The sequence below is a fragment of the Rhizobium leucaenae USDA 9039 genome (assembly GCF_000426285.1).
Lineage (GTDB): Bacteria > Pseudomonadota > Alphaproteobacteria > Rhizobiales > Rhizobiaceae > Rhizobium > Rhizobium leucaenae.
The window spans coordinates 68,693-95,312 of record NZ_AUFB01000003.1 but is presented as its reverse complement, the minus strand read 5'-3'; the positions used below and the strand labels follow the sequence as shown (position 1 = coordinate 95,312).

Below are 26,620 nucleotides of genomic sequence, written 5' to 3'. Positions count from 1 at the left end.
CCGGCGCGGACGGCTTTCTGTCGCCCATTTATCCTCTACGCCATAAGGATGATGATGATGATGATGACCAGACGGAATTTCTCGACCGCGCTCATCGCTGGCGCCGCCGCCTCCTTGATCTCCACTCGCGGCATGGCCGCCAGCAACCCAACCTCAAGCCCGGTGACCACTGCGCCATCGAAGGTCCGCAACATCGTCCTTGTCCACGGGCTCTTCGCCGACGGCTCCTGCTGGACGGAAGTCATCGCGCGGCTGCAGGCCAAGGGGCTGAATTGCACGGCGGTGCAGAACCCGTTGACGACGCTTCCCGAAGCGGTCGCATCGGCACAGCGCGTTCTCGATCGCCAGGACGGCCCGACTGTCCTTGTCGGCCACTCCTTCTCCGGCATGATCGTCACGGAAGCCGGGGTGCATCCGAAGGTCTCGTCCCTCGTTTACGTCGCAGCCCGCGCACCGGATGCAGGCGAAGATTATACGGCACTCGCCAAGACATATCCGACGCCGCCGGCATCGGCGGGCATCGTCTTTGACGGCGATGAAGGGCGGTTGACCCAGGAAGCATTTCTGCGGGATTTCGCCGGCGACCTGCCCAAAGCCAAGGCAGAGGTGCTTTATGCCGTGCAGCAGCCCTTCCATACGGCGCTGCTGACCGGAAAGACCAGCCAAGCCGCCTGGCGCAGCAAGCCGAGCTGGTATGCGGTCTCTACCGAAGACAGGACGATCAATCCGGATCTGGAACGCTTCATGGCCAAGCGCATGGGCGCCAAGACCATCGAGGTAAAGGCCAGCCATCTTGCGCTGATCTCGCATCCCGATACGATCGCCCAACTGATCCTGGAGGCCGCTGGGTATTGACCGGTTTTGCCGGCCTAGCCCTTCGCCGCGAACTCCGCCTGCTCCATGCCGATCGCAACCGCAGCCGCCTTGGCGGAGTTCCTCAGCCAGTCCACCTCCCTCTTGTCGAGGTCAGCCAGGATCCCCGGAATGCGCGAGGCGTCATCGGCATGGCAATTGGCGATCTCGAAGCCCATCAGGTCGAGCATGGCCGGCGACAACAGGAGTTGCGCGTCGCCCTCGACCTCGATTTTGCGGCTGTTCGGCGAGAGGCGACGGACCAGCAGCTTGTCGACCACCTGGTAGCGCGGATCGGGAGAGCGAGCACGGCCGGAGGCGATGACGCCCGTGCGGATCGTCGTGTCGGACGGATTGTGTCGAAGCGACCAGGCGGATTGAGCGAGTGCCTTGACCTCGCGGAGAACCGGCCCGCCTCGCCATTCGACATCGGCGATAAAACGCGGGCGACCGAGGCTGCCGGTACCGGCCGTGCGCGGCTTGGCGACGAAAGGAAGTTTCTCATCCGGCAGCGACCGGCGCAGCACATCAAGATAAGGCGCGGGGACCGGTTTGGCCGAGGGCGGCAGATCGCGATACTTGTCCCAGAACTCCTTGCGCTCGGCATTCGAGAGAATGACGTCGTTGCGCAGCCACTTGTAATCCCGCTCCAGAATGACCGGTGACGGCGTCTTCAGTCCGCGTCGATAACCGCCAAGGATGGCTTCGGCGATGGCGCGCGGCGTCGGGGCGGTGGCGCCCCGTGCAAGGATCGCGCTCGTCGCGAGGCGCACGAGGTCCAGCGCGTAGGGCATGACAGCCGCATCGTCGAAATCGTTGGCGCCCCAGACCAGCCGGCCCTCCTCGTCGCGCCAGGTGCCGAAATTCTCCAGATGCGTATCGCCGATCGCCAGCACTTGTGGCGCGCTCGCAAGATCGGGACAGATGTCGAAGATAGTCTCGGCCCAGCGCCAATAGGTGGCGCGCAGAAAGACGAAGCCGCCGCTCTTCATTTTCTTGTACTTCTTTTGGAGATCGGCCTCGACAAGATCGGAGCCAAGTTGCGTCCGCATCCAGGTTTCAAAGGCCTTGGTCGATTGCACGATCGTCGTCATCTCGGTTCCATCTCGAATCTGTTGATGACATATCGATACCCACCATCATGGGAAAACAATGTCGGTGGCGCGTCATTCTTCAAAAGGCGAATTCTACCGCAATACCCTTGTCCAAACCGCCTCTCCATGCCAATTTCGCGCCCGCGAAGGGGAAGAGAATGACTGGGGAAAGCAGCGGCGACTTTCGGAACCGCATCAGAACAAGCTTCGAGCGGCAGGCGGCGATGGCGACCATCGGCGCAGAGTTGACGCGCGTCGAGCATGGTACGGTCGAGATCGAGCTGCCGTTCGATGTGAAGCTGACGCAACAACACGGCATCCTGCACGCCGGCATTATCGCCGCCGCGCTGGATTCGGCCTGCGGATTTGCCGCTTACAGCGTCATCGATCCCACGGCGTCGATTCTCACGATCGAATTCAAGATCAACCTGATGTCGCCGGGACGCGGCGAACGCTTTCTGTTTCGCGGCGATGTTACCAAGCCCGGCAACACCATTATCGTCGCCGATGGGCGGGCCTATGCCATAAGCGACGGGCCTGCCAAGCTGATTGCCTCCATGACCGGGACGATGATGGTCATCCGAGGCCGAGAGGGAATTACCGGATGAAATTCGAACTGAAACGCGTATCGGGAAAATCGATCCTGTTCGTCATGGCGGCGGAGGCGGAGTACGGCCCGTTCCTGCGCTCCCGCATCGATCCGCTGATGACCGGCGTCGGTCCGGTCGAGGCGGCCATCGTCATGACGCGGGCGCTCGCTCAGCTTGAAGCGCAGGACGATCTGCCGGACATGGTGGTTTCGCTGGGTTCGGCCGGCTCCGCCAAGCTGGAGCAGACCGAGGTCTACCAGGTCACCTCCGTTTCCTATCGCGACATGGACGCTTCGCCGCTCGGCTTTGAGAAGGGCCGCACGCCGTTCCTCGACCTGCCCGCCACGATCGAGATGCCGCTCCGCATTCCCGCCATCCCGGAAGCGAGCCTTTCGACGGGCGGCAATGTCGTCTCCGGCGCGGAGGCCTATGGCCGGATCGCCGCCGACATGGTGGATATGGAAACCTTCTCCGTGCTGCGCGTCTGCCAGATCTACGACCGGCCGCTGATCGGACTGCGCGGCATTTCCGATGGCGTGGTCGAGCTGCAGCACATTTCCGGCTGGACCGAATATCTGCATGTCATCGACCGCAAGCTCTCCTACGCCGTCGACGCGCTGTTCACGGCACTGGAAGACGGCGTTTTCTGGTTCTGAGCGCCGCGCCGGCTGATACAATGGGGACAATAAAATCGGCGTCGGCTTGATTTGCCGGATTGCCAGGGAAAGCGCTTTTCATTAAAGGCTCGCCATGACCCAGACAGGACATCCAGACACCGTTCTCATCGTCGATTTTGGCAGCCAGGTGACGCAGCTCATCGCACGGCGCGTGCGTGAAGCGGGCGTCTATTGCGAGATCGTCCCCTTCCAATCCGCCGAAGCCGGTTTCAAGCGGCTGCAGCCGAAAGCCGTGATCCTGTCCGGCAGCCCGGCCTCGACCGTGGATGAAGGTTCGCCGCGGGCGCCGCAGATCATCTTCGACAGCGGCATCCCGGTCTTCGGTATCTGCTACGGCCAGCAGACCATGTGCATGCAGCTCGGCGGCAAGGTGGAAAGCGGCCATCACCGCGAATTCGGCCGTGCCTTCCTGGACGTCGACAAGGATTGCGCTCTCTTCGAAGGGCTATGGTCGAACGGTTCGCGCCATCAGGTGTGGATGAGCCATGGCGACCGTGTCACCGCACTGCCGGAAGGCTTCGAAGTCGTCGCGACCTCCTCGAACGCGCCCTATGCCTTCATCGCCAACGAGAAGCGCAGATATTACGGCGTGCAGTTCCATCCGGAAGTGGTGCATACGCCCGATGGCGCCAAGCTGATCGGCAACTTCATCCATAACATCGCGGGGATCAAGGGCGACTGGTCGATGTCGGCCTATCGCGCCAAGGCCGTTCAAGCGATCCGCGACCAGGTCGGCGACAAGCGCGTCATCTGCGCGCTCTCCGGTGGCGTCGATTCCTCCGTTGCCGCGCTGCTGATCCATGAAGCCGTCGGCGATCAGCTCACCTGCATCCTCGTCGACCACGGCCTGATGCGAAAGGACGAGGCGGCCAATGTCGTCGCCATGTTCCGCGAGCACTACAATCTGCACCTGCTGCATGTCGACGCGTCCGACCGCTTCATCGGCGAGTTGGAGGGCGTCAGCGACCCTGAGACCAAACGCAAGATCATCGGCCGCCTCTTCATCGAGACTTTCGAAGAGGAAGCGAAGAAGCTCGGCGGCGCCGATTTCCTCGGCCAGGGCACGCTTTATCCCGACGTCATCGAAAGCGTTTCCTTCACCGGCGGCCCCTCGGTCACCATCAAGTCGCACCACAATGTCGGCGGCCTGCCGGAGCGCATGAAAATGCAGCTCGTCGAACCGCTGCGCGAACTCTTCAAGGACGAAGTGCGCGTGCTCGGCAAGGAGCTCGGCCTGCCCGACAGCTTCATCGGCCGCCACCCCTTCCCCGGCCCCGGCCTCGCCATTCGCTGCCCGGGCGGCATTACCCGCGAGAAGCTGGAAATCCTGCGGGAAGCCGATGCCATCTATCTTGACGAGATCCGCAAGGCTGGCCTCTACGACGCCATCTGGCAGGCATTCGCCGTACTGCTGCCCGTCCAGACCGTCGGCGTCATGGGCGACGGCCGCACCTACGAATTCGTCTGCGCGCTGCGCGCCGTCACCTCGGTCGATGGCATGACCGCGGATTTCTACCACTATGACATGGAATTCCTCGGCCGCGCCGCGACCCGCATCATCAACGAAGTCCGCGGCATCAACCGCGTGGTCTACGACGTGACGTCGAAGCCGCCCGGCACGATCGAGTGGGAATAAAGGCAGCGATAAAATAATCACGCGCTGTCGGAAGTTGTCGATCTGGCCCGTCCTCGGGCCGGAACCGCAACGAGGAGGAAGCCGTGAGAGAGCTGATCTTGAAGATGTCCATATCCATCGACGGGTTCGTGAGCGACCTGGATGGGGAAAACAAATGGATGTTCGGCTCCGATCCAGAGGCGAAAGCCTGGGCCGTGGAGACCATATGGAACGCCAGCCTGCACATCATGGGCAGCCGCAGCTTCCAAGCCATGGCCGCCTGGTGGCCGACCTCCACCGACGTATTCGCGCCGCCGATGAACCAGATCCCCAAGGCCGTCTTCTCACGACAGGGGCCGGCGATCCTGAGGAGCGCGTATTCGACGGCGGGGCTCAATGAAGCGCGGGCCCATGCGGGAAGCACACAATCTACGGAGCGGCAGCCCGGCGCAGACAGTTGGGCGAATGCCTATGTGGCGAGCGGTGACCTGACGGAGGAAATCGCGAGGTTGAAAGCGCGGGAGGGCAAGCCGATCATGGCCCACGGTGGAGTAAGCTTCGCCCGGAGCCTCATTGCCCGAAAACTGGTCGATCAGTTCGTGCTGGGGGTGCATCCCGTGGCGCTCGGCAAAGGCCTGCCGCTGTTTTCTGAACTCGCCGCGCCAATGCCTCCCAAGCTGATACACTCGAAGGCCTTTCCGGGGGGTGTGATGGCGCAAATCTATCGGGCGGCGTGAAGCCGCCGCCGAAAATCCCGCTGGCGGCAATCGGCCAAGGGCAGCTATCCGCGCAGACTGACGAGCAAGTGCTGCCCAGAGGCCGGGGCACTCCTGAATAGCTTTTCCGGACCGGCCCGATCACAACAAAACAAATCGGGCCCGTCCAGGATATGACGAACCGAATGACGGCTCTTACTTCACCGTGATGCTCATGCCGCTGATATCGGCGTTGACTTGCAGACCGACCTGCCTGCCTGTGAGCTCGAGCTGAGCGCCCTTGTCATTGGTCATAACGATCATCTGGGCACCCCTGCCGACCGCGCCGCCACCGCCCACTGCGCCGTAAACCCCGGTCACGTCCCGAGCGCGGCGAATATGGCGCACGGTACCGCTGAAATAGGTCTTGGAGGCGCCGAAGGCGAGGCCGCCCGAGATGCCGCCGATCGAGATGGGATAGCGGCGGCCATGGAAGGTCAGCGTGCCCTCGCCTCCGGAGCCGCCGACGAAGAAGGCGGCCTTGTAGACGGCGAAGCGGATCGTTCCGCTATCGGCATGGGCGGCACTCGCAAAGCTAACTCCCGCGGCTGCGATGACGGCAACCGCGACTGAACGAAATCTGGGCGAAATATTCATGATGAGAGACTCCTCAAAGGGCGCCGCTTACCCAACCTGCCGGGCACGTCAGCGTTGTATCAAAGTTATAGCTGAACAGTTTCGCATGTCATTGGTTCCAAGGCACAATAATAACATATCCAAATAATCGAGTGCGAACGAAAGACAATGGCGACACCTTCGATCCCGGAAGACGATCAGGGTGGTCCGGGAACACGAGCTTAGCGCTGCGGCATCAGGCTTTCCGGCTGCCGCCTTTGCAAAAAGCGGCGGACGGCGGGATCTATTTCCAAAGCAATTGCTTGATCAAAGGCTTCGCCGGCCAACACCATCTCCCCCATTCTCGCATGAAGCTCGGCTCGCGCCGCCCAGTAGGGTTGATACTCGACTAGGCGGCTGCCGGGGGCAGGCATCGGCAGCGCCGCGAGCCCCGCGGCAGGCCCGCGCGTCTGCGCCACGGCAATCGCGCGATTGATTGCGGCCACCGGCGAGCCGGTGATTGCGCAGAGCCCATCGTAGAGACGCTCGATCGCCGCCCAATCCGTCGCGCCTGTGCGGCGCCGCACGACATGGGCCGATTGGATGGCCGCTTCCAATTGATAGCGGCCGAAGGCATCGAACGCACTGGCGCGAACAAGCAGATCCTCGGCCTCGTCGATCAAGCCTTCGTCCCATAGCGAAGGATCCTGATCGGCGAGCGGAACGAATTCGCCGGCTGGACTGCGCCGTGCGCGACGCCGCGCATGGGAATAAAGCATCAGCGCGAGCAGGCCGAGCGCTTCTGGCTCACTTGGCAAGAGCGCGATGATCAGCCGGCCGAGCCAAATGGCCTCTTCAGCCAGATTGCGCAAGCTCGCGTCGGCGCCGGCGGGATCGCTCCAGCCTTCCGTATAGGCCGCATAGATGGCCTTCAGCACCACCGCGAGGCGTGTATGCATGTCTGCACGATCGGGCACGCACAAGGGGATTCCGGAGCGTCGAATCTTGTTCTTCGCCCGCGCCAGCCGTTGCCCCATTGCCGCCGGCGAGACCAGGAAGGCGGAGCCGATTGTCTGGGCGTCAAACCCTAAGATCGTCTGCAGAATCAGCGGCGCTCTGATGCCGGGCTCTATGGCCGGATGCGCGCAAGCGAACATCAAAGCCAGACGCTCGTCTGGAATTTCCGGCGCGAGGCTCGCCGCTGCCTCCATCTCCTCCGCCATGAGCTTGAGATGCTCGGAGGCGGCGGTGCTTACCCGCCTGCGCCTGATGGCGTCGATCATCTTGCGGCGAGCAACGGCAAGCAGCCAAGCTTCCGGTTTTTGCGGCGCGCCCTTGGTCGGCCAGTCCGCCAGAGCGGAAGCAAAGGCCTCCGACAAGGCGTCTTCGGCACCGGCTAGGTCGCGTGTGCGCGCCGCAAGAATAGCGATCAGTTTGCCATAGCTTCGGCGCGCCACCGCTTCGGCAGCTTTGACGGCAGACTGATCGCCTCCTTGCGACATGACAGTTCAATAGACCATGAGAGGGCGAACCTCCACGGTGTCCCGTTGAGCGCCGGGACACCGCGCCGCCCAGGCAATGGCGCTGTCGAGATCTGCCGTTTCGATGATGTAATAGCCGCCCAACTGCTCCTTGCTTTCGATATAGGGGCCGTTGAGAACGGTGGGCTTGTCATCCGACGCGCGCACCACGGTTGCAAGCGAGGAATCCTGCAATCCGCTGCCCGCCACGAAGGCTCCGGCCTTTTTCAACGCCTCGGTGTAAGCCGCATAGGCCGCGAACGTCTCGGCTTTCTGCTCCTTTGTAGCACTCTTATGTTCCCCTTCGTTCCAATAGACCAACAGCATATATTGCATGACATGTTCCTTTCTCTCGATACGCGCAGCCTCAGGGCCGGCTGCGACAACGACGTTCGAACCGGCGCGATTTTGACAGCGGTCGGGAAAAATTTTGGGCATCAGCGGCCTTACAATCTCGACATCGCTTTGGAGGACAAGCTGACATTTCTGCTTGTGGAGAGAAAGGCCTCAGTTCGGGCTGAAATTCGCATCGTTTGAGCGAGTGTAAGTGCAGGAAATTGCGTCTGGCGTCAAAATTTGCAGGACGATGTCGGCGTCCGAAAACCCCGTTCGTCATTTGGTTATGAGGCCGATGAGGCCGGCTCAAACAAGGAGACAGACGATGCGTGTGATGGTGCTGGTGAAGGCGACCGAGGAGAGCGAGAAGGGTTTTTCCCATACGAGCTGGGAGACGGAGATGATGGAGGCCATGGGCCTATTCAATGACGAGCTGCGCGATGCCGGCATCTTGATCACGGCCGACGGCCTCAAACCTTCCTCCGAGGGCAAGCGTGTCGCATTCGATGGCCCCGGCCGCACGGTCGTCGACGGTCCTTTCACTAATCCCCGCGCGCTAGTCGCCGGCTTCTGGATCTGGGAGGTCAAAGACATGGATGAGGCGGTCGCCTGGGTAAAGCGCTGCCCCAACCCCATGCCGGGACCGAGCGAGATCGAAATCCGTCCATTTTACGAGATGGCTGATTTGCAGCGATAATATACCGACGGAAATCGCGTACGGAGCTTTGCCTATTTTACCAGGATATCGGACGCTTCGTGCTACATGATGATCTTCGGGGCGATCAACTAGCTGGGCAGTTCCGAGGGTATTGAGCCGATGCTCGAGATGTTCACCAAGTGCCCTCGGGACGATCAGCCTGGGATCGCCTTCCCGAACCGAGCGTCGGTGCTCCGGTATCTGACATGCTCGATGAAGGCGCGGAGTTTGGGCAAGACCTGATGCCTGCCTGAATGGTACAGAAAAACCCCAGGCGTCGTGACGGCGAAGGGTGTGAGCAGCGTTTGCAATCGGCCGTCGGCAACAGCCGCTTCGGCGAGCGGACCGGGTACCTGCGCGAGCCCCGCGCCCTGGATGGAAGCGCCCAGAACGGTGGGGTAGTCATGGGCGATGAGCGGCCCTGAGACGATCGCCTCGACCGCCTTGCCGCCATCGACAAAGGACCAGGGGGCGACCGACCCGTTCGAGCGGCGCATGCGCAGGCAGGCGTGATCGCGCAGATCGTCGATGCGTTCCGGCCGCTTGCGCCGGGAGAGGTAATCGGGGCTGCCAACCACCACGAACGGGAACGGCGGCGTCAGCCGCACCGCGACCATATCGGCGGCGATGAACTCGCCCATTCTGACGCCGGCATCGAAACCTTCGGCGGCGAGATCCACCAGCTTCTCGCTGACCGCAATCTCCACCTCTATTGCGGGATAGGCCTCACAGAAGGACGCGATCAGCGGCTCCAGCAGGATCGGCACAACCGAACGCGGCACGGCGAGGCGCAATAATCCGGCCGGCCGCTCGCCGAGCTGACCGGCGACCTCGCTTGCGGCGACGAGCTCTTCGAAGGCGGGCTTTGCGCGCGACAGGAACCTTTCGCCCGCCTCTGTCAGGCCGACGCTTCGCGTGGTGCGCAGGAAGAGCGCTGCGCCGACGCGCGTCTCAAGCGCGCGCACCACTTGGCTGATCGCTGAAGGAGTTACCCCCAGTTCCGCGGCCGCTCTGCGAAAACTGCGGTGCTCGGCGACGCTCAGGAACGCCTCCACACCGTCGAGCGCGCCGCGTCTCACTGTGAAATTCTGCTTCATGGCCCGTCAACATTATAGCGAATAGTCGCCAGGCGAAAGCAGTCGTACATCTGGCTTGCGACCCCCGTGATGTTCAAAACCGCATGAATTCGTATCTCTGAGGAGGCCACATGTCGCCCGCAATCATCTTTCAGCTACATCTCGTTTTGGGTTATGTCCCTTGGCTGCTATGCTTCGGAGCGTATATCTGGCCGAAGCTCAAATCGATGGACCAAGTCTCAGCGCAACGCGCCATCGCGACGCTGCACAGTTTCCGCTTCTTCGGACTCGTCTTTATTGTTCCCGGCGTCGTCGGCCCGAACCTGCCCGCCGGGTTCGCGACGCCAGCCGCTTACGGTGACTTTGCAACCGGCTTGCTCGCCATCCTGGCGCTTCTCACCGCAAAGACACGCCCGCTCTTTTGGCTGTTCACCATTGCCTTCCATCTCGTCGGGGCAAGCGATATCATCATCGACTATTATCACGGCACCCAGCTCGACCTTCCGGCGTTGGCCGGGCAGCTCGGCGCCACCTATGCGATCCCGATCATCTACGTGCCCCTGTTGATGATCACGCATGTCGCCGCGTTTTATTTGCTGCTGCGTTCTCAGTCCCAAACAGCTCGGCCCCTCGCCGCAGATGCGGCCGCATCCACGGACGCGTGATCCATCCTCCTTCAGCAGCGGCCATGCGACCAGTGTTCAGAAATTCAGGGATTGCTGCACGGGCTTCGGCGGCGCGACCTGGACGCCCTCCAGTTCCAGCATGCGAGTCTTGGCGGTCGATCCGCCGGGCGCCGAGAAGCCGCCTATCTTGCCGCCGGCGGCTAGGACGCGGTGGCAGGGAATGATGAGCGCCACGGGGTTCTTGGCCATGGCCTGACCGACATCGCGCGCAGCTTCCGGACCGGCGCCGAGCTGCTTGGCGAGCGCACCATAGGTGGTGGTGTGCCCCCATGCCACCTGCCGCGCGGCCGCGTAGATCTGCCTGAAGAAATCGTCCTGCTCGCTGAGATCCAGTTTGACGCCGGAGAAGTCGATCTCTTCGCCCGCAAAATAGCGTTTCACTGCGGCAACCGCCTCAGTCACATCGGGGGTCGGCGCTCCGGGCCGTGCATTTGGCAGACGGCGAAGCATCAGGCGCTCGGTCGCGTCAGCACTTTTCGTCGGCAATTGGAAGCGCGTTATGCCGATATCGTTCCACGCAATCCCACAGAAACCACCTGCGGTTTCGAAGATCAGGTAATGTTGCGTCGTCTCGCTCATGGCAGAGTCTCCGTGTTTCCACTTGCCATGAAAATCGTGCTTTGGGCACTTCAATTCAACCCGATTCTTGCGCAGAACGAGCGTTGCCAACATTTAGCCGGTTGCAGGAAGCGATGCCGGTGCTGCTATGGCAACATCAGCCGCACCGCTTCCCAGGCAGCTTGGGAGCTTATCAATATCCGCCACCCATACCGCCGCCCGACATACTGCCGCCGGCCGGCGAGGAATGCGTCATACCGCCGCTGTCACCGCCGGAATTGCCCTGCCCCGTGGTGGAGCAAGCGGACACGCTGAGACCAATGAGGGTGAAAAACACGGCGGAGAAGATGGTTTTTATCAACATGTGAGATCATTCCCTTATTGAGAGCGGGCGCAAAGTGCCCGGGACCTGCGGTGAACAATCGAGCCGACGGCTTTATTCGATGCTGTTGATTTCCCGATCCATAGAAGCGGCGCGAGATGTTCAATTGGGCGCGGCGCCGAATTACGTTGTTCTTCTTTTGTTCTTGATTTACGAAGGCGATTATATACTTCACACACCCACGAGAAATTATGGTATGTATGAATCTCCCGTTGATTGAGGAGATTCGGAATGATCCTGCATACTCCGTGCGAAGCTTTACGTCTGGGTAAGTGCCTTGAACTCCGATATGACGGATATTTCCGCGTGGTCGAAGTCCATGCCGTTGGCGTTACCGAGGAAGGACACGGCATCATGCGCGTGTGGCAGGTCCGAGGCGGCAGCAATAGCGGCGAGCGTCAAGGCTGGAAGCTAATGCGGCTCGACGAAACATTCTCTACCCATGTGATTGACGAAAAATCCTCGGCGCCCCGTACTGGGTATAAACGCGGGGACAAAGTCATGGCTTCCATACGATGCCAGATCTAATCCGCCACAGTCGCATTCACCGCCAGAATGGATAGCGCAGTCTGATACGTGCATTGTTCACCCGATAAAAAAGCCCGCTCATTTGGCGGGCTTCTTGGTTTCCTGCTTTTGGTCTTTCGGCGGGGGCGATCTGGCTATCTTACCTAGATGCTCGTCAAATCGCTTCTCGTCGTCGTCCGTTTCGAGTTCGCGGGCAGCTTCGCGGAATTTGTCGATCTGCGTCTGAGAGTCAGTCTTCTTCGAGGACAAGTTTCTGGGCCTCCAGCAACCGAATAAGCTTTCCGATCTCCTTGGGTCCCATGTCACCCTTCACCAGAAGTCGTACGTTCGTGTCACCACCCAATCGGCTCCTTATCCACTCAACTTCGCCCTGTGCAGGGCTCAAGGATTCTTCCTCTTGAGGGAAATGGAATGTAGGGCCTGTCTTTTGAGACGGCGCTTTAGATTCAACGATAACTTCACTCATAGGAATACCTGTCTGGCTTCCCTCCACCGCAACCCATTCCCCATCATCGGATATGAAACGGACGCGTAGAGGCCTTGGAAACTGGAGCGCGCCTTGCGATTCCCATTGAATAAGATCGCCAATGGCCGCTCCACCGAAGGACGTTTTATCCGAGCCGCCCTTCGGTCCAGAAAATTCTATGTCTTCTAACACCTTCGAGCCATGACTTTCGCTTGCTTTCAGTTCCTCGACAAACCGCATTGTCTCTAAGAACGCGTTGGCTGCTGGGCGAACAGCAGAAGGGTTAAACCCCTGTCTGTTGAGATATGTCAGCACACCACTCTCAGGAGGGACGGCTATTCCTGAGAATCGGTCACGTAGTTCGCTAAAAAGTGGAGGCTGTGACGCGGCCTCAAGAAGATTTAACCGGCGTTCGTCATCGTTTGAGGCATGTAGAATAGCGATCGCACGCGGCGTCACGCGAGCCTCTCCCTTTCCCGCACGATCAAACAACCCGTATGCCGCCAATGCAGCAAGAGCCTTCGCTGCTGGCCCGCTAAGGGAACTGTACCCTATCAACTTTGCGGCGCTTTCTCGATCCACCGGGGTTGATCGGTAAACAGACTCAATTTTCCCGATCGCTTGCAGAGCGTCACGCAAAGACATGCTTGGATAGTTAGGGCTTCGAATTGTCTTCGATGCGATGTCACTCATGGGATCTCCGATTCTCAATCTCTCAGCGAAGGAAGAGTATAGGAGAAACCGCAATTACTCAAGGACTATTGCGCCGAGAGTAATTAAGTGCGATATTCGAATCGTGGCGATTCCGCCAACAAATTTGAGGCAGGGCAGTGGAAGCAAGATCGGAATAGCCCCTCACGCTTTGGGCATTGGCGTCAGAGGGGAGACTAATAAAAAGCCGCCCAACCTGTTTGCACCAGGAAAGGCGGCTCAGATGACCAAGTAATCGGAAGAGGCAGTAGACGCCCGGCGATCATTTGACCACTCCAACTCAAAGATTCGCACGTCTGCCGTCTTCTTTCAAGGCAAATCGCCTTACGAAAGGAGAACGAGATGGTTTGGGTTAACCCTTATCAGCGTTTCCGCTTCGGCAAGATCGAATCTGTCTGCGGGCATTTTCGTAGCCGCTAATCGGGCCTAAGCGGCTAAGCCGCTTGCCTTTATCGTCAACAACTTGCCGGGAGCATTATTTGTCTCCCGGCTTTTTCTTTGGGAACTTGCCCTTCCACAGTGGCAAACTCAGTTGAACCGGTTTGCGGTGGCGGGATTTAGATTGCAGCAGGTCTGCGATATGTCAGACGCTTTCCTTTAGCGCCCAAGAGAGCATTGAGCGCACGAGTTGTGTCATCAACCCCCAATGCGATCCGGTTGCTATAGCGGAAGTCGAACTCCGCCAAATAGCGGTGCAGGTGATGTTCTGCGCAATGCTGGTAAACACCCTTCATGCCGCGCTTGAAGATGCTGTAAAAGCCTTCGACAGTATTGGTGTTGATCTTCACCTTTTCCGCGCCAATGTATTCCGTGCGCCCATATTCCTTGGCACTGTGCTCGACAGAACCGTGCATGGAAAACGTCTTGCCTACAGTCACGTACTGACGGGCCTCGTCGGTCATCAGAATGCTTTCCTTGGCGATGTTCGCCTTCACGATCGGCACGACGCGGGCAACCGACGCGCTATCAATATGAAACGAACGGGCAATGCCGCCGCGCTCAACAAGCGTCAGCACCACGTTCTTATGAGCAGCGCTGCTTTTCTGCTTTTCCATGCCAGCAAGGCGGCCGATGTAGGTTTCGTCAACCTCTACGGCCTTACCGTTGCCACCGATCGGGGTGAAATCATCGGAACGCATGGCCTCGCGTATGCGGTGGGCCAAGAACCAAGCCGTCTTGTAGGTGCATTCCAGAACGCGATGGAGCTGGTGAGCGGAAATGCCCTTCTTGGAAGAGCACATCAGATGGATTGCCTGTAGCCACTTATGCAGCGGCAAATGGGTTTCCTCGAAAATCGTACCCATGCGAACAGTGAATTGCGAACGGCACGCACCGCACTTGTAAAGGCCGTGGCGCTCCAAACCTTCCGGGTTCTTCTTTGAGGGCTTCGTGCGAACGCCATTCAGTTTGTAATGCTTATCCACGGAGCCGCAGTGGCGGCAAACAGGACCCTGAGGCCACAGGATGCTTTCCACATGCTCGAAAGCGGCGGCTTCATCATGGAAATAGGCACGAGACAAAACAGACATGGCGATAACTCCTTGAGTTTGTTATCGCTCATTCAGTTGGGTTTGTCAAATATATAATCGCCTTTACGAAAACTGATGAGATTAGCTCGGCAGAAGAGAGTGAGGGCGTGCCTTGAGCCGCGAGGTATGAAATGTTCGACGTTAGACAAGCACAGTTTCCCTTCGGGCCGACAGAACCGGAGACTCCTCCGCTAGAGGGACTAACAAATCAGCGAGTGGAGAATCTTTACTTCGCTCTTTTGCCTGATGAATCGGTCGGCAACGAAATAGATAAGCTTTTGGTGATATTGGGTCAAAGCTATCGCTTACTAGGCAGGGCTAGACCACCAGGACTTCGGCATGTCTCTGTCCATGGCTTTGGCAAATATCCGAAACGACGGAATGACATCACAGCCGTCGCCGTAAGAGCGGCGAAAACCATACAGCACTGCGAGTTCACCTTGGTTTTCGATCATGTTCTCAGTTTTCGCCAACCGTCGCATCCGCTGGTTCTTTGTCCAACCGATGGTGTCAAGGAATTTAGAAGGCTTCAACTTCAACTCGGGCTCGCGGTGTACGAGGCTGGCTTGTCCGTTTGTCTGGATCCGGGCTACCAGCCCCATATAACTCTTCAGTACGGCCGTACGCCCGTTCCAAGGGTCGAGTTGGAAAAGCCGATTACATGGACAGTGCGAAAATTCGTGTTGGTCAATAGCTTTCAAGGTCTCAGTAAGCACGAATATATCGATCAATGGCCTCTTCTAAATTGATACATCGGAATGCGTCACCACCGCACCGACCACCACAGCCGCATCGTCCACGCTGAAGCTGCAGCGATTTTCAAGGTCCTCGATTCCGGCTATCGCCATGGCATCACGAACGCGGTCATGGACGCGGGCAAATTGCAGGCGGATGCCGGCGATGTGCATGGCGCCATCGAACTCCGTCAATGCGTCGAGAGCAGTGCTGTCGAGATCGAAGCTTTCCTCCAGACTGAGCACCACGGCCTTCAGTCCTGTTTCCCCGCGGCTGCGCGAGAGGATTTCACCGAAAATCGTTTCGGCATTGCCGAAAAACAGCGGCTCGCCGGGGCGCCAGATGGCAATGCCAGGGGTCTCCATCGCCTCCGGATGGCGGCTGAGGTCGACGAAATTGTGGCTGCTCCCCAATCGCCCGAGCCGAGCGACATAGGGGGAAGCCAATCGATGCATCATCGCGACGAGCGAGAGCACGATCGCCAGCAGCATGCCGTTGAGGACACCAAAGAGCAGCACGCCGCCTGCGGCGCCGAGCGCGACATAGAAATCGCGATGGAGCCGCCGCAGGCGAAGGATCGGACCGGGGTCGAGCGCATGTGTAAGGGCGGCGATCACCACGGCAGCAAGCACCGGCTCCGGCAGCCGGGCCACCAGCGGCCCGGCGCAGGCGATCAGAATGGCAAGGCCGATGGCGGCAAAGACAGCGGTGGCGCGCGTCTTCGCCCCCGCCGCCTCGCTGGCAAAACCCGCGGAAAAGCCGGCGCCGACAGGCATGCCCTGGACGATGGCGCTGGCGATATTGGCAAAGCCCAGCGCACCCAGCTCGCGATTAACCTCCAGAGGATCGCCATAGCGCAGCGCCAACGCCCGCATTGTACCCCAGGATTCGGCGAAGAGAATGAGCACCAGCGGCACGGTGAACTGCACCAGCCGCGAATAAGCGGTCCAACCGGCATCGGGCAGCAAAGGCCATTGCGGCAGGACCTCGATCGTCCCGACCAGTTCGACAGCATAGCCGCCGAGATCAAAGATAGAAGAGGCGAGGATGCCGGCAGCGAGCACGAGGAACGCGCCGGGAAAGCCCGGCAGGCGCTTCAGCAATAGCAGCGCGGCCAATGCCACGATGCCGACGGCGACGCTTGCGGGATTCCACCGCGGGATCGCCACGAAGAGCGCGCCGGCATAGCTGAAAATATTGGAGCCTTGCACGGGAACGCCGACGAGAATCGGTAGCTGATGCAGGATGATGGTAATCGCCAGTCCCAGGGCAAAGCCCCGTAACACCGGGCGCGAGATGAAGCCGGTGATGCCGCCGAGGCGCAAGGCGGCGGCGACGACGAAGAGAATGCCGGCGAGGGCGACGGCGATGGTCGCGAGGCCGGCCTTGACGGTGGCATTGCCTGGAACAACCGCCAGTGTCGCCGCAAGAATGGCTGCGGACGAAGAGGTGGGCGAGACGATGGCAAAGCGGCTGCGGCCGAAAATCGCGTAGACCAGACAGCCGGCAATACCGGCGAGGATCGCTCTATGCGGCGGCAGACCTGCGATGCCCGCATAGGCGACCGCTTCCGGCAGCATCAGCCCCGCAATCGATATGCCCGCGATCACATCGGCTTTGTTTATCGCGTGCCAGCCGCTCAATTTCGTCATCGATCACCGACTACAGGAATCGCCAATCTGTCTAGGTGTAGAGTTTCGCTGGCAGGCTGCAACAGGAAAGTAAGCATGACAAACCGTCGGCTCAGGCGGCGCCGTCAGCCCCTCTCAGCGGACAGCTTCTGCCGATCGTCTCGCTGACAAGATCCATCACCGCGCGGATGGCCGGAGAACGGCGAAGATCAGGATAAGTCACGAGCCAAAGGTCTCGCGTGGGTGACGGGATCTCCGTCGGCAGACGCGTAAGGGCGGCTTCGCCGTCGCCGAGGAAGGCGGGAAGCGCGACGACGCCGAGGCCGGCGAGCGCAGCTTGCAACTGACCGAAGACATCGCCGGCACGGAAAACGATGGGGCGACCCGCAAGCAGGCTGCGCAGCCAGGTCTGCTGCGTCAGATGATCGAGCGCCGCGTCACAACCGATGAAGACCCAGCTATCCTCCGGCGTCGCCGCGACTTCGGGGATAGCATAAAGCCCGAAGCGCATCACGCCGATGCGCCGCACCAGAAGATCGCTTTCCTCGGGGCGTGACATGCGCACCGCAATATCGGCCTCTCCGTAATTCAAAGCGGAGCGGCGGGTGACGCCGGCGATCGTCAGCGTGATATCGGGATGTTCGGCGCGAAAGGCGACCGCTTTTGGGGCGATGAGATGGGCGGCGATGGAAGGCGGCGCGCTGATCATGACGGCGGCGGAAAGCCCCGCAACCGCGCTCTTCGAATAGCGTCTGATCGCTTCGACATTGTCCTCCATGCCGGCAACCAGCTCGGCAATCGCCCGGCCGTCGGCCGTCAGCGGCGAGGTGCGCGGCCGGCGGTCGACGAGGCGCAGGTCCAGCGTGCGCTCAAGCGCGGCGATCCGCCGGCCCACCGTGGCGTGGTCGACGCCAAGCTCGCGCGCAGCCGCCGAGAGTGAGCCGGTACGGGCCAGGGAGGCGAAGTGAAGGAGGTCCTGCCAATCGATCATCTGTGCAATATTGCACAGATGCGGTGAGTTCATACCGAATTTATTCAGGCGCGACTTTGTGATCAAAAAAACGCGTCTGAAAGGAGACTATTCAATGCCCCTAGCCATCGCCATAACCGGCCCCGGCAGCCCTGAGACCATGACGCTCGTCGATCTTGCCGCTAGTGAGCCGGGACCCGCGCAAGCCCGCATCCGCCAAAGCATTTCCGGCGTCAATTTCGTCGATATCTATGTTCGTTCCGGGCTTTATCCTCTGCCGCCCGGCCAGACCGTTCTCGGCTTCGAAGGCGCTGGCGTGGTGGAGGCGGTCGGCTCCGGCGTCGAGGGTCTGTCAGTCGGCGATCGTGTCGCCTATGTCGGCCATCCGCTCGGAAGTTATGCCGAGGTGCGGACTCTGCCTGCCTCGCGGCTGGTGCGGCTGCCCGACGGTGTCAGCGAAAGGCTCGCCGGCAGCACGATGTTGCGCGGACTCACCGCCCACATGCTGCTGCATAAGGTCCATCCGCTGCAGCCGGGCGAATGGGTTCTGGTGCATGCGGCAGCCGGCGGTATCGGGCAGATCGTGACGCGCTGGGCAAAGCGGCTCGGCGCCAACGTCATCGGCACCGTCGGTTCGGAAGCCAAGGCGGGATTTGCCTATGAAGCCGGCGCCGATGCCGTTTTGCTGCATAATTCCGAGGATTGGGTGGAGGAGACGCGCCGTATCGCCGACCGAAGGGGCGTCCATTTCGCCATCGACGGCATCGGCGGCGCGATGTTGTCGCAAACACTCGCTACCGTCCGGCCCTTTGGCATCGTCGCGAGCCTCGGCCAGGCTGCCGGCCCCATTCCTCCGATCCAGATCGAGGAACTGACGGCGCCCCGCGCCATCGGTCTTGCTCGTCCGAGCGTGCTGACCTACGCCAATGATCCCGGTCTCTACCGGCAGGGCGCCGAGGCGCTGATGGCGGAATTGCAGGCCGGTCTGATCAATCCGATCGGCGCGGAATATGCGCTGAAAGATGCGGCCAGCGCGCATGCCGACTTGGAGGCGGGGCGAACGACGGCAAGCGTAGTGCTGACGATGTGAACCATGGGCAAGGTGGCGCGATCGTCGCCTTGCCTCCCTTCTTTGGCAAAGCCCCTTCCCGCTGACCGCCCGCTTCGGTGGCTTGCCGCTGGCACGTGTCTCGCTGTTGCTGGAGATCCTGGGGCTGATGGCGCTGGCCTTTGCGCCCTCGCCCACCGTTGCGATCATCGGTGCAGCCCTCGCCGGAGCCGGCTTTGCACCGATCTTTCCAGCGCTCGGCAATGAGGCGATGGCGCGCATTCCAGCGCAAAATCGTGGCGTTGCGCTCGGCCTCTACTCGGTTTTCCTGGATTTGGCGCTCGGAAGCACCGGCCCCATCGCAGGCCTGCTTGCCAATCGGTTCGGCTACACGGCGCCCTTTCTCCTCGGTGCCGGCGCCGTTCTGCTCAGCTTTGCCCTGATCATGAGTCTGCGCAGGAGCGGCAGTCGATATAGCGGAAGCAACGACAAAGGTTGCCGCGGCAGCCCTTGTTTTTCGGCAAGCGGTGAAACAAGTTCTGATCCATCCGCGCGCCGCCTTCCCATAATTTTTGCGCGCGGCGGCTACGACTTGATATCGGCCATCGCAAGCAGGAGAGAAGCACATGGACATCACGCACCTCACTATCGACGGCGATACGCCCGGGATCGCATGGCGGTTGCCTGTGTTGCATTTTACCGGCAGCAAGCCGGACGCGCCGAAGATCTATATTCAAGCGGCGCTGCATGCGGGCGAACTGCCGGGCACTGCGCTGGCTCATTTCCTCTGTGAGCGGCTACGGCAAGCGGAAGCGGAAGGCACGGTTCTAAGCGATATCATCGTCGTGCCTCATGCCAATCCGATCGGCGCGGCACAGTCGCATTTCGGCGAGATGCAAGGCCGCTTCGATTTGGGCACGCGCACCAATTTCAACCGCGACTTTCCGCTGATCTCGGCGCGCGACCGTCATCTGCTGCTCGAAAACCTGGAGCGCTACCCGGCAGCGGACCGGCTGAAGCGGCAGCTCATCCACATGGCGCTCGGAGCCGATCTGGTGATCGACCTGCACTGCGACGACGAATCCCTGCAATATGCCTATATCGACGAGGCCTTCTGGCCGGAGGCTGCCGATCTGGCGGCAGCGCTGAACATGGATGCAGTCCTGCTATCGGATGGTGAAAGCTCCGCCTTCGAGGAAGCTGTCAGCTTCGCCTGGAAATACGAAGTGCCTGGCGAAAAGAAGGCGCATCTGTCGGGAAAACTGTCCGTCACCGTCGAATTGCGCGGCACGCGCGATGTCTATCCGGAGATGGCGAAGAGGGATGCCGAAGGGCTCTGGCGTTTCCTCGCCGCCCGTGGCGCAGTGCGGGATGATCACGTGAGCCTGCCCAGCTTTGCGGGGCCGGCCGTGCCGCTCGATAATGTCGAGATGATCCGTGCGCCGCAGGCCGGCACCGTGCTCTTCCTTCGCAATATCGGCGAACGCGTCAATGAAGGAGATCGGCTGGCGACCATCATTACCGCACCTGGCATGCCGGATGGAACGATCGATGTGCATGCCCCGCAAGCCGGCCTCATCGTCACCCGGGTTTCCGACCGGCTCGTGCGCCGCCGCGGCGACTTGATGAAAGTCGCCTGCGACAGGCCGAGCACGGCGGCCCGCAAGCCGGGAACGCTGGAAGACTGAGGCACTTAGCAGACGTCCGAACCGTCGAGCCCTGCCCGGCTTTCGCTCATCTCCATTTGCGTGTTATGCGATGGCGCACGGCAAGCAACGGATTCGGCATGACGATCAAGATTTACGGCATCAAGAATTGCGACACGATGAAGAAGGCGCGGACGTGGCTGGAAGGCCACGGCATCGCCTACGATTTCCACGATTACAAGGCTGTCGGCATAGACCGCGACCATCTGGAACGCTGGACCTCGCAGGCCGGCTGGGAAACCGTGCTGAACCGCGCCGGCACCACCTTCAGAGCCCTTCCCGAAGAAGATCGCGCCGACCTCACCAAAGACAAAGCCATCACTTTGATGCTGGCCCAACCTTCGATGATCAAGCGCCCGGTGTTGGAAGCCGATGGCAAATTGCTAATCGGATTCAAGCCGGAGATCTATGCGGGTGCCTTCGAGGTAGATGCATAAGGGCTGCGCCATGTCCAAAACCACCCGTGCCACCCAGGTGCTGACTGAGGCCAAGGTTGCCTTCACCGTCCGTACCTATGATTACGATCCGAATGCCGAGCGTGTCGGCATGCAGGCGGCGGAAGCGTTGGGCGAGGAGCCCCATCGGGTGCTGAAGACGTTGATGGCTGAGGTGGATGGCAAGCCGGTCTGCGTGCTCGTTCCGTCAGATCGTGCGGTCAGCATGAAGAAGCTCGCCGGCGCGTTCGGCGGCAAATCGGCGGCCATGATGAAACCTGCCGATGCCGAGCGGCTGACGGGTTATCATGTCGGCGGAATCAGTCCTTTCGGCCAGAAGAAGACCGTGCCGACGGCGATCGAGGCACAGGCGATGACGGAGGCATACGTCTATATCAACGGCGGCCAGCGTGGCCTGCAGGTGCGTCTTAACCCACAGGACGCGTTGACGATTTTGAAGGCGAAGGCCGCGCCGTTGATTGCTTGATGGTGGCAAAAAGACAAAACAGCCTTCATTTCCGGCGCAAACAAGTCTAAGTCTGGGACCGTTGTTCCGATCCTCAGCACGCAGGTTTTGCCATGACGTTCGCTTCGCCCAACCATCATCCCGTCGATCCCGCCAAGCTGGAAAAGCTTGCCGAAGTGGCCGTGAAGGTCGGGCTGCAACTGCAGAAGAGCCAGGATCTGGTCATTACCGCACCGGTCGTGGCGATGCCGCTGGTACGGTTGATCACCCGCGAGGCCTATAAAGCCGGCGCCGGTCTCGTCAGCACGTTTTACTCCGACGAAGAGACCACGCTGGCCCGCTACGAATACGGCCATGACGGCAGCTTCGACCGCGCTTCGAACTGGCTCTATGAAGGTATGGCCAAGGCCTATGCCAACAATGCCGCGCGGCTCGCCATCTCCGGCGACAATCCGATGCTGCTCTCCGGCCAGGACCCGGCCAAGGTCGCGCGCGCCAATCGCGCCAACTCTGCCGCCTACAAGCCGGCGCTGGAAAAGATCTCCAATTTCGACATCAATTGGAACATTGTCTCTTATCCGAATCCCTCCTGGGCGAAACTGGTCTTCCCGGACGACCCGGAAGGGATCGCCGTCGCCAAGCTTGCCAAGGCGATCTTCGCCGCCTCGCGCGTCGACGTGCCGGATCCAATCGGCGCCTGGGCCGAGCACAACGCCAATCTGCACAAGCGTTCGGCCTGGATGAACGGCCAGCGCTTTGCCGCTCTACACTTCCAGGGTCCGGGCACCGATGTGAAGATCGGCCTTGCCGACGGCCACGAATGGCATGGCGGCGCCTCGGTCGCCAAGAACGGTGTCACCTGCAATCCGAACATCCCGACCGAGGAGGTGTTCACCACGCCGCATGCACTGCGTGTCGAAGGTCATGTCTCCTCGACTAAGCCGCTCTCGCATCAGGGCACGCTGATCGACAATATCCGGGTTCGCTTCGAAGGCGGTCGCATCGTCGAGGCGAAGGCAACGCGCGGCGAAGAAGTATTGAACAAGGTGCTCGATACCGACGAAGGCGCGCGGCGCCTCGGCGAAGTGGCATTGGTGCCGCATTCCTCGCCGATCTCGGCCAGCGGCATCCTGTTCTACAACACGCTGTTCGACGAAAATGCCTCCTGCCACATCGCGCTCGGCCAATGCTATTCCAAATGCTTCATCGACGGCGCGACGTTGAGCCAGGAACAGATCAAGGCCCAGGGCGGCAATTCGAGCCTCATTCACATCGACTGGATGATTGGCTCCGACAAGGTGGATATCGACGGCATCAAACTCGACGGCTCACGCGTGCCGGTCATGCGCGGGGGCGAGTGGGCGTAAGCCATCAATAGCTTCGCTTCGATGGAGCGAGGGTATCTTCAAATATCCAGGTCCACCCACACGGCGGCATGATCCGATGCGCCCTGCTTCTCCGCCGTGAGTTGCGGATAGACCTCCCAGCGCTTCGGGCGCGAACCAGGCCATAGGCCTTTGCGGAAAACACCGCCCCCTTGAATCTTGTCGAAAAGCGTCGGCGACAGGAAAAGATAGTCGATCTTGCCGGTGGTTTTGCAGAGGCCGTAGGTGCCGGGATAGCCGCCATCATCGAAGTCCGGATGGGCGAAGGCATCCTTCAGGGTGCTGGTGGTCAGCGGCTTCAACGGCTGGCTGTCGGGAAAGTCGTTGAGATCGCCGATCAAGGCAATGTAGTCGACACCTTCCGTCAGCAGCGCCTCGTAGATTTCCCGCGCCCGCTTGGCCTGAGTCCTGCGGCGGGCATCGGAAGCTTGCACGCCGCCGTAGCCTTTGCTCTTGAAATGATTCACCAGAACGACGAGCGTCGCGCCAGCGGGCGTCGTCACGCGGTATTCGGCGCAATCCCGTGGGAAGATCAGCGAACCATCCGGCATGCGATCATCGACATGGCTGCGCATGATATCGATCGGGAAATCTTTCCGCGTCATGAGGCCGACATCGATGCCGCGCTCGTCATTGCCGTCGATCACCATGACATGCGTGAAAGGGTCGCCGCCGACCGACGGTACGATCAATGAATTGAAAGATGCCAGCGCCGGGCGGCCTTCGACTTCGATAATACCCAGCACATCGGCATTGACATCGCTCATGACACGGGCCGTGTTGCGCATCGCCTCTTCATCCACCGGCTCCTCGCGCAATTCCAGCGAGCCAACCCAATCGGCGCGGCCCTCGGCAATGACGACGACGCCACCAGTTTTCGGCCGCGTCAATAGCGCACCGCGATTGCGTCGTAGAAGTACGAAGGGGCCGGTGTCGCTTCTCTCCAGGCCAAGCGCGACGATCAGTTCCGTCATCCTTCGTCGATCGGCGTCGCTGTAGCTCGCCTGGCCGAGCAGGCCTTCAAGGGCGGCGAATTTCTCCAGGATCGGACGGCCTTCCTCCCAGCTATCGAGATTCATCGCCTTGGCGCGATCGAACAGATTTTCGACGTTGTAAGAGGCCAGCCTCATCGTATGGCCCTCCTCGAAAAAACATGGCGTTAGAATAACATACCGCCGCCAAAACCGCATATCAGCCGAATTGATGGTGCGGGGATTAGCTAGATCAAGGCGAAAGCGCTGCCAGGGCATTCCTGACGCGAGAAAGGTGAGCACGACGCTTGGCTTCGCCGATCCGATCCATGTCGTGCAGGGTCAACATACGGAAATCGAGGTGTTTTGCGCAGAAGGCGGCAATGCCGCGTTTCAGAAGCCGGCGCACGGGATTGCCCATATAGAGGTGCACGACCCACCACGGAGAACCGGTGGTCGTCAGCGCCCAGAACAGCCGGATATTGCTCAACTGCGGCACGATGCGGCCGCCGGCTGGATCGTGGCGGAAAGCGATGCCGGGAGCGAAGACCCGATCGAAGAAGCCCTTGAGGATAGCGGGAAAATTGAACCACCATTGCGGAAAGACCAGCATCAGCCCGTCGGCTGCCCTCAGCCGCGCGACGATGTTCTCGACGGCATGGGTATCATAGGGCTGATCGAAGTAACCGCGCCGCTCGGCTTTGGACAGCCGCGGGTCGAAATCCTCGCGGTAGAGATCGAGCAGATCCACCTCATGCCCGCCGGCGACAAGCGCCTCCTCCGCCGTTTTCGCCACCGCAGCGGCAAAGCTATCCTCCAGCGGATGAGCGAGCACGAGGAGGATGCGCATCAGAACAGGCTTCCCTGTTTCGGCGGGTCGGCTGCATCAGCCGGTTTCGCTGTCCGCTTCTTCTGCGGCGACGTGTCTGCCGGCGGTACCATCGGCGAAGGAGCGGCGGGGCTGTCGCCGGTAACTGCGCCGACGCGGCCATCGGCGAATTCGATCGAAATCGCCGCGCCTGTGGCAAGCGCCGCTGCCAGCGAAACCGGCCGGTCGGCCTCGTCGCGCACGACTGCATAGCCGCGCTTTAAGACATTTTTGTAGGACAGCGATTGCAGGATCCGCTCCTGGGCCACCAACTCACCACGCGCCCGCACGAGCTGATGACGTATCGCGGTGTCGGCATGGCGACAAAGATTGCCGAGATGATCGCGGGCGCGGCCAGTCTGCGCCGCCAGCCGCGACGGAAGTGTGGCGAAAACGGCGTCCGCGCGGCCGATACGAGCGCGGGCACGATCGATCATTCGCTCGACGGTGCGTTCGGCGCGGCTCATCCTCTCGCCGAGCATCTGCCGGCGCTCGACAATGCGGTTCGACAGCACGTCGGGCCGCAGATGCGAGGCGGTGCGTTCGAAAGAGCGGCGCTTGTTGAGCGTGTTCAGCTCCAGCCCGCGGCCGAGGCCGGCGGCAGCCTCATCGAAGCGGCGGCGCGGCAGGGCCAGAAGCTGGTCGAGCGACGGTAAGGCCCGAAGCAGCGAACGCACCGCCTGCCGGCGATGATCCATTTGCCGGCCGATACCGCCCCGCAGGCGGGCGGCCAGGCTTGCGAGCTGCGCCTCGAGCTCAGCCTTGACCGGCACGGCCATTTCCGCAGCTCCGGTCGGCGTCGGGGCGCGGATATCGGCGGCATAATCGATCAGGGTCCAGTCGGTCTCGTGACCGACGGCGGAGATCAATGGGATCTCGCTCGCCGCCGCGGCGCGGACGACGGCTTCGTCGTTGAAGCTCCAGAGATCCTCCAGACTGCCGCCGCCACGGGCGACGATCAGCACGTCAGGACGGGGAACGGCGCCTCCGGGCGCAAACTCGTTGAAGCCGCGGATGGCATTCGCCACCTCATCGCCTGAGCCGTCACCTTGCACCTTCACCGGCCACACCAGAACATGCACGGGGAAACGATCGGAGATGCGGTGCAGGATATCGCGGATCACCGCGCCCGTCGGCGAGGTGACGACACCGATGACCTTGGGCAAGAAAGGAGGCCGACGCTTGCGGTCGGCATCAAACAGGCCCTCGGCGCCGAGCTTGCGCTTGCGTTCCTCCAACAGAGCCATCAGCGCACCGGCGCCCGCCGGCTCCAGCGTTTCGATGACGATCTGGTATTTCGAGGAGCCCGGGAAGGTCGTCACCTTGCCGGTGGCGATGACTTCCATTCCCTCTTCGGGGCGGAATTTCAGCTTGGAGAATGTGCCTTTCCAGACCACCGCGTCAATGCGGGCCCGGTCATCCTTCAGCGAAAAATAGGCGTGGCCGGAGGAATGCGGTCCGCGATAACCGGAAATTTCTCCGCGCACACGCACCTGATCGAAGGCGCTCTCGACGGTACGCTTAATCGATCCGGATAATTCCGAGACGGAATATTCGGCGAGATTCGTCGGCGAATCACTCTCAAAGAAGCTGCTCATATGGTCTTTTTATCCGAAGTCGCCGTAAATGCGGAGCCATATACCCCTTAAATCGGAATCGATTTGAGGAAAGGATTATGCGCAGATCTAAAGCGCTGCTGCGTCTTTTGTCCGTCCCAACAGGACGCACGGCACAATGAGCTTCATCATGCGTTAACCCTATCCCAAAAGCCTTTCTTAG

29 protein-coding genes are annotated in these 26,620 nt (G+C 60.8%); 15 read left to right on the top strand and 14 right to left on the bottom strand.

Annotated elements, in window-relative coordinates; genetic code table 11:
- The first annotated feature begins 57 nt into the window (after window positions 1-57).
- Entirely contained in the window at window positions 58-855 is a 798-nt protein-coding gene (locus K290_RS0105365) for an alpha/beta fold hydrolase (protein WP_028750932.1), read from the top strand.
- Between the two features lie 14 nt (window positions 856-869).
- Here K290_RS0105365 and K290_RS0105360 read toward each other — a convergent pair whose 3' ends face one another.
- Entirely contained in the window at window positions 870-1,946 is a 1,077-nt protein-coding gene (locus tag K290_RS0105360; RefSeq protein WP_028750931.1) for a DUF2252 family protein, read from the bottom strand.
- A 158-nt stretch (window positions 1,947-2,104) separates the two neighbouring features.
- On the opposite strand from K290_RS0105360, the gene K290_RS0105355 reads away from it, so the two are divergent.
- The 4 genes from K290_RS0105355 to K290_RS0105340 all read left to right on the top strand — a co-directional run bounded on the left by K290_RS0105355 (window position 2,105) and on the right by K290_RS0105340 (window position 5,565).
- On the top strand, window positions 2,105-2,554 hold the full coding sequence (locus K290_RS0105355) for a PaaI family thioesterase (RefSeq protein WP_028750930.1): 450 nt from the start codon (window positions 2,105-2,107) through the stop codon (window positions 2,552-2,554).
- On the top strand, window positions 2,551-3,192 hold the full coding sequence (locus K290_RS0105350; RefSeq protein ID WP_028750929.1) for a 5'-methylthioadenosine/S-adenosylhomocysteine nucleosidase: 642 nt from the start codon (window positions 2,551-2,553) through the stop codon (window positions 3,190-3,192). Before K290_RS0105355 ends, K290_RS0105350 begins: the two co-directional genes overlap by 4 nt.
- Before the next feature lie 94 nt (window positions 3,193-3,286).
- Entirely contained in the window at window positions 3,287-4,849 is a 1,563-nt protein-coding gene (gene guaA, locus K290_RS0105345; RefSeq protein ID WP_028750928.1) for a glutamine-hydrolyzing GMP synthase, read from the top strand.
- 83 nt (window positions 4,850-4,932) lie between these two features.
- On the top strand, window positions 4,933-5,565 hold the full coding sequence (locus tag K290_RS0105340) for a dihydrofolate reductase family protein (protein WP_028750927.1): 633 nt from the start codon (window positions 4,933-4,935) through the stop codon (window positions 5,563-5,565).
- A gap of 174 nt (window positions 5,566-5,739) precedes the next feature.
- On the opposite strand, the gene K290_RS0105335 is transcribed toward K290_RS0105340, so the two are convergent.
- The 3 genes from K290_RS0105335 to K290_RS0105325 form a co-directional block, all read right to left on the bottom strand.
- Window positions 5,740-6,180, bottom strand: a complete 441-nt coding sequence (locus K290_RS0105335) for a lipid-binding SYLF domain-containing protein (protein WP_028750926.1) — start codon at window positions 6,178-6,180, stop codon at window positions 5,740-5,742.
- A gap of 200 nt (window positions 6,181-6,380) precedes the next feature.
- The gene (locus tag K290_RS0105330; RefSeq protein WP_028750925.1) at window positions 6,381-7,640 is read right to left on the bottom strand and encodes an RNA polymerase sigma factor; all 1,260 of its coding nucleotides are present in this window, start codon (window positions 7,638-7,640) and stop codon (window positions 6,381-6,383) included.
- Between the two features lie 6 nt (window positions 7,641-7,646).
- Window positions 7,647-8,096: a YciI family protein gene (locus K290_RS0105325; RefSeq protein WP_342425666.1), complete on the bottom strand. Its 450-nt coding sequence runs from the start codon at window positions 8,094-8,096 to the stop codon at window positions 7,647-7,649.
- 223 nt (window positions 8,097-8,319) lie between these two features.
- Between K290_RS0105325 and K290_RS0105315 the strand changes: the two genes are divergently transcribed.
- Window positions 8,320-8,691, top strand: a complete 372-nt coding sequence (locus tag K290_RS0105315) for a YciI family protein (RefSeq protein WP_028750922.1) — start codon at window positions 8,320-8,322, stop codon at window positions 8,689-8,691.
- A 155-nt stretch (window positions 8,692-8,846) separates the two neighbouring features.
- Here the strand turns inward: K290_RS0105315 and K290_RS0105310 are convergent, their stop codons facing one another.
- Complete coding sequence (locus tag K290_RS0105310) at window positions 8,847-9,788, bottom strand: LysR substrate-binding domain-containing protein (protein WP_028750921.1); 942 nt, start codon at window positions 9,786-9,788, stop codon at window positions 8,847-8,849.
- A gap of 110 nt (window positions 9,789-9,898) precedes the next feature.
- Between K290_RS0105310 and K290_RS0105305 the strand changes: the two genes are divergently transcribed.
- On the top strand, window positions 9,899-10,432 hold the full coding sequence (locus K290_RS0105305) for a hypothetical protein (RefSeq protein WP_028750920.1): 534 nt from the start codon (window positions 9,899-9,901) through the stop codon (window positions 10,430-10,432).
- Between the two features lie 36 nt (window positions 10,433-10,468).
- Here the strand turns inward: K290_RS0105305 and K290_RS0105300 are convergent, their stop codons facing one another.
- Window positions 10,469-11,032: a methylated-DNA--[protein]-cysteine S-methyltransferase gene (locus K290_RS0105300; protein WP_028750919.1), complete on the bottom strand. Its 564-nt coding sequence runs from the start codon at window positions 11,030-11,032 to the stop codon at window positions 10,469-10,471.
- A 172-nt stretch (window positions 11,033-11,204) separates the two neighbouring features.
- On the bottom strand, window positions 11,205-11,375 hold the full coding sequence (locus K290_RS37180) for a hypothetical protein (RefSeq protein WP_154668557.1): 171 nt from the start codon (window positions 11,373-11,375) through the stop codon (window positions 11,205-11,207).
- Window positions 11,376-11,624: 249 nt separating this feature from the next.
- On the opposite strand from K290_RS37180, the gene K290_RS0105290 reads away from it, so the two are divergent.
- Complete coding sequence (locus K290_RS0105290) at window positions 11,625-11,921, top strand: hypothetical protein (protein WP_028750918.1); 297 nt, start codon at window positions 11,625-11,627, stop codon at window positions 11,919-11,921.
- 229 nt (window positions 11,922-12,150) lie between these two features.
- Here K290_RS0105290 and K290_RS0105280 read toward each other — a convergent pair whose 3' ends face one another.
- Window positions 12,151-13,080 carry a hypothetical protein gene (locus tag K290_RS0105280; RefSeq protein ID WP_028750917.1) on the bottom strand — a complete coding sequence of 310 codons (930 nt, stop codon included), beginning with the start codon at window positions 13,078-13,080 and terminating at the stop codon, window positions 12,151-12,153.
- A 575-nt stretch (window positions 13,081-13,655) separates the two neighbouring features.
- Window positions 13,656-14,627 carry an IS1595 family transposase gene (locus K290_RS0105270; protein ID WP_028750916.1) on the bottom strand — a complete coding sequence of 324 codons (972 nt, stop codon included), beginning with the start codon at window positions 14,625-14,627 and terminating at the stop codon, window positions 13,656-13,658.
- A gap of 131 nt (window positions 14,628-14,758) precedes the next feature.
- Between K290_RS0105270 and K290_RS38925 the strand changes: the two genes are divergently transcribed.
- Window positions 14,759-15,376: a 2'-5' RNA ligase family protein gene (locus K290_RS38925; RefSeq protein WP_081670231.1), complete on the top strand. Its 618-nt coding sequence runs from the start codon at window positions 14,759-14,761 to the stop codon at window positions 15,374-15,376.
- Here the strand turns inward: K290_RS38925 and K290_RS0105260 are convergent.
- Entirely contained in the window at window positions 15,368-17,014 is a 1,647-nt protein-coding gene (locus K290_RS0105260; protein WP_028750914.1) for a SulP family inorganic anion transporter, read from the bottom strand. The genes K290_RS38925 and K290_RS0105260 overlap by 9 nt on opposite strands.
- A gap of 91 nt (window positions 17,015-17,105) precedes the next feature.
- Window positions 17,106-18,017, bottom strand: coding sequence for a LysR family transcriptional regulator (locus K290_RS0105255; protein WP_245276482.1), 912 nt, complete (start codon window positions 18,015-18,017; stop codon window positions 17,106-17,108).
- A 61-nt stretch (window positions 18,018-18,078) separates the two neighbouring features.
- Between K290_RS0105255 and K290_RS0105250 the strand changes: the two genes are divergently transcribed.
- The 6 genes from K290_RS0105250 (at window position 18,079) to K290_RS0105230 (ending at window position 22,984) form a co-directional block, all read left to right on the top strand.
- Window positions 18,079-19,053, top strand: coding sequence for a quinone oxidoreductase family protein (locus K290_RS0105250; protein ID WP_028750912.1), 975 nt, complete (start codon window positions 18,079-18,081; stop codon window positions 19,051-19,053).
- A 61-nt stretch (window positions 19,054-19,114) separates the two neighbouring features.
- Window positions 19,115-19,804 carry an MFS transporter gene (locus K290_RS38240; protein WP_280749171.1) on the top strand — a complete coding sequence of 230 codons (690 nt, stop codon included), beginning with the start codon at window positions 19,115-19,117 and terminating at the stop codon, window positions 19,802-19,804.
- Window positions 19,698-20,699, top strand: coding sequence for a M14 family zinc carboxypeptidase (locus tag K290_RS0105245; RefSeq protein WP_245276490.1), 1,002 nt, complete (start codon window positions 19,698-19,700; stop codon window positions 20,697-20,699). Before K290_RS38240 ends, K290_RS0105245 begins: the two co-directional genes overlap by 107 nt.
- 98 nt (window positions 20,700-20,797) lie before the next feature.
- Window positions 20,798-21,154 (top strand): ArsC family reductase, encoded by a 357-nt coding sequence (locus tag K290_RS0105240; protein WP_028750910.1) that lies wholly within the window; start codon window positions 20,798-20,800, stop codon window positions 21,152-21,154.
- Window positions 21,155-21,164: 10 nt separating this feature from the next.
- A complete protein-coding gene (gene ybaK / locus K290_RS0105235; RefSeq protein WP_028750909.1) occupies window positions 21,165-21,638 on the top strand; it encodes a Cys-tRNA(Pro) deacylase in 474 nt (157 codons plus the stop codon).
- 92 nt (window positions 21,639-21,730) lie between these two features.
- Window positions 21,731-22,984, top strand: a complete 1,254-nt coding sequence (locus K290_RS0105230) for an aminopeptidase (RefSeq protein ID WP_028750908.1) — start codon at window positions 21,731-21,733, stop codon at window positions 22,982-22,984.
- Window positions 22,985-23,022: 38 nt separating this feature from the next.
- Here the strand turns inward: K290_RS0105230 and K290_RS0105225 are convergent, their stop codons facing one another.
- From K290_RS0105225 to xseA, 3 genes are all read right to left on the bottom strand, one after another.
- Window positions 23,023-24,132, bottom strand: a complete 1,110-nt coding sequence (locus tag K290_RS0105225; protein ID WP_028750907.1) for an endonuclease/exonuclease/phosphatase family protein — start codon at window positions 24,130-24,132, stop codon at window positions 23,023-23,025.
- Between the two features lie 94 nt (window positions 24,133-24,226).
- Window positions 24,227-24,823, bottom strand: a complete 597-nt coding sequence (locus K290_RS0105220) for an NAD(P)H-dependent oxidoreductase (RefSeq protein ID WP_028750906.1) — start codon at window positions 24,821-24,823, stop codon at window positions 24,227-24,229.
- The gene (gene xseA / locus K290_RS0105215; RefSeq protein WP_028750905.1) at window positions 24,823-26,439 is read right to left on the bottom strand and encodes an exodeoxyribonuclease VII large subunit; all 1,617 of its coding nucleotides are present in this window, start codon (window positions 26,437-26,439) and stop codon (window positions 24,823-24,825) included. Before xseA ends, K290_RS0105220 begins: the two co-directional genes overlap by 1 nt.
- Window positions 26,440-26,620: the final 181 nt, after the last annotated feature.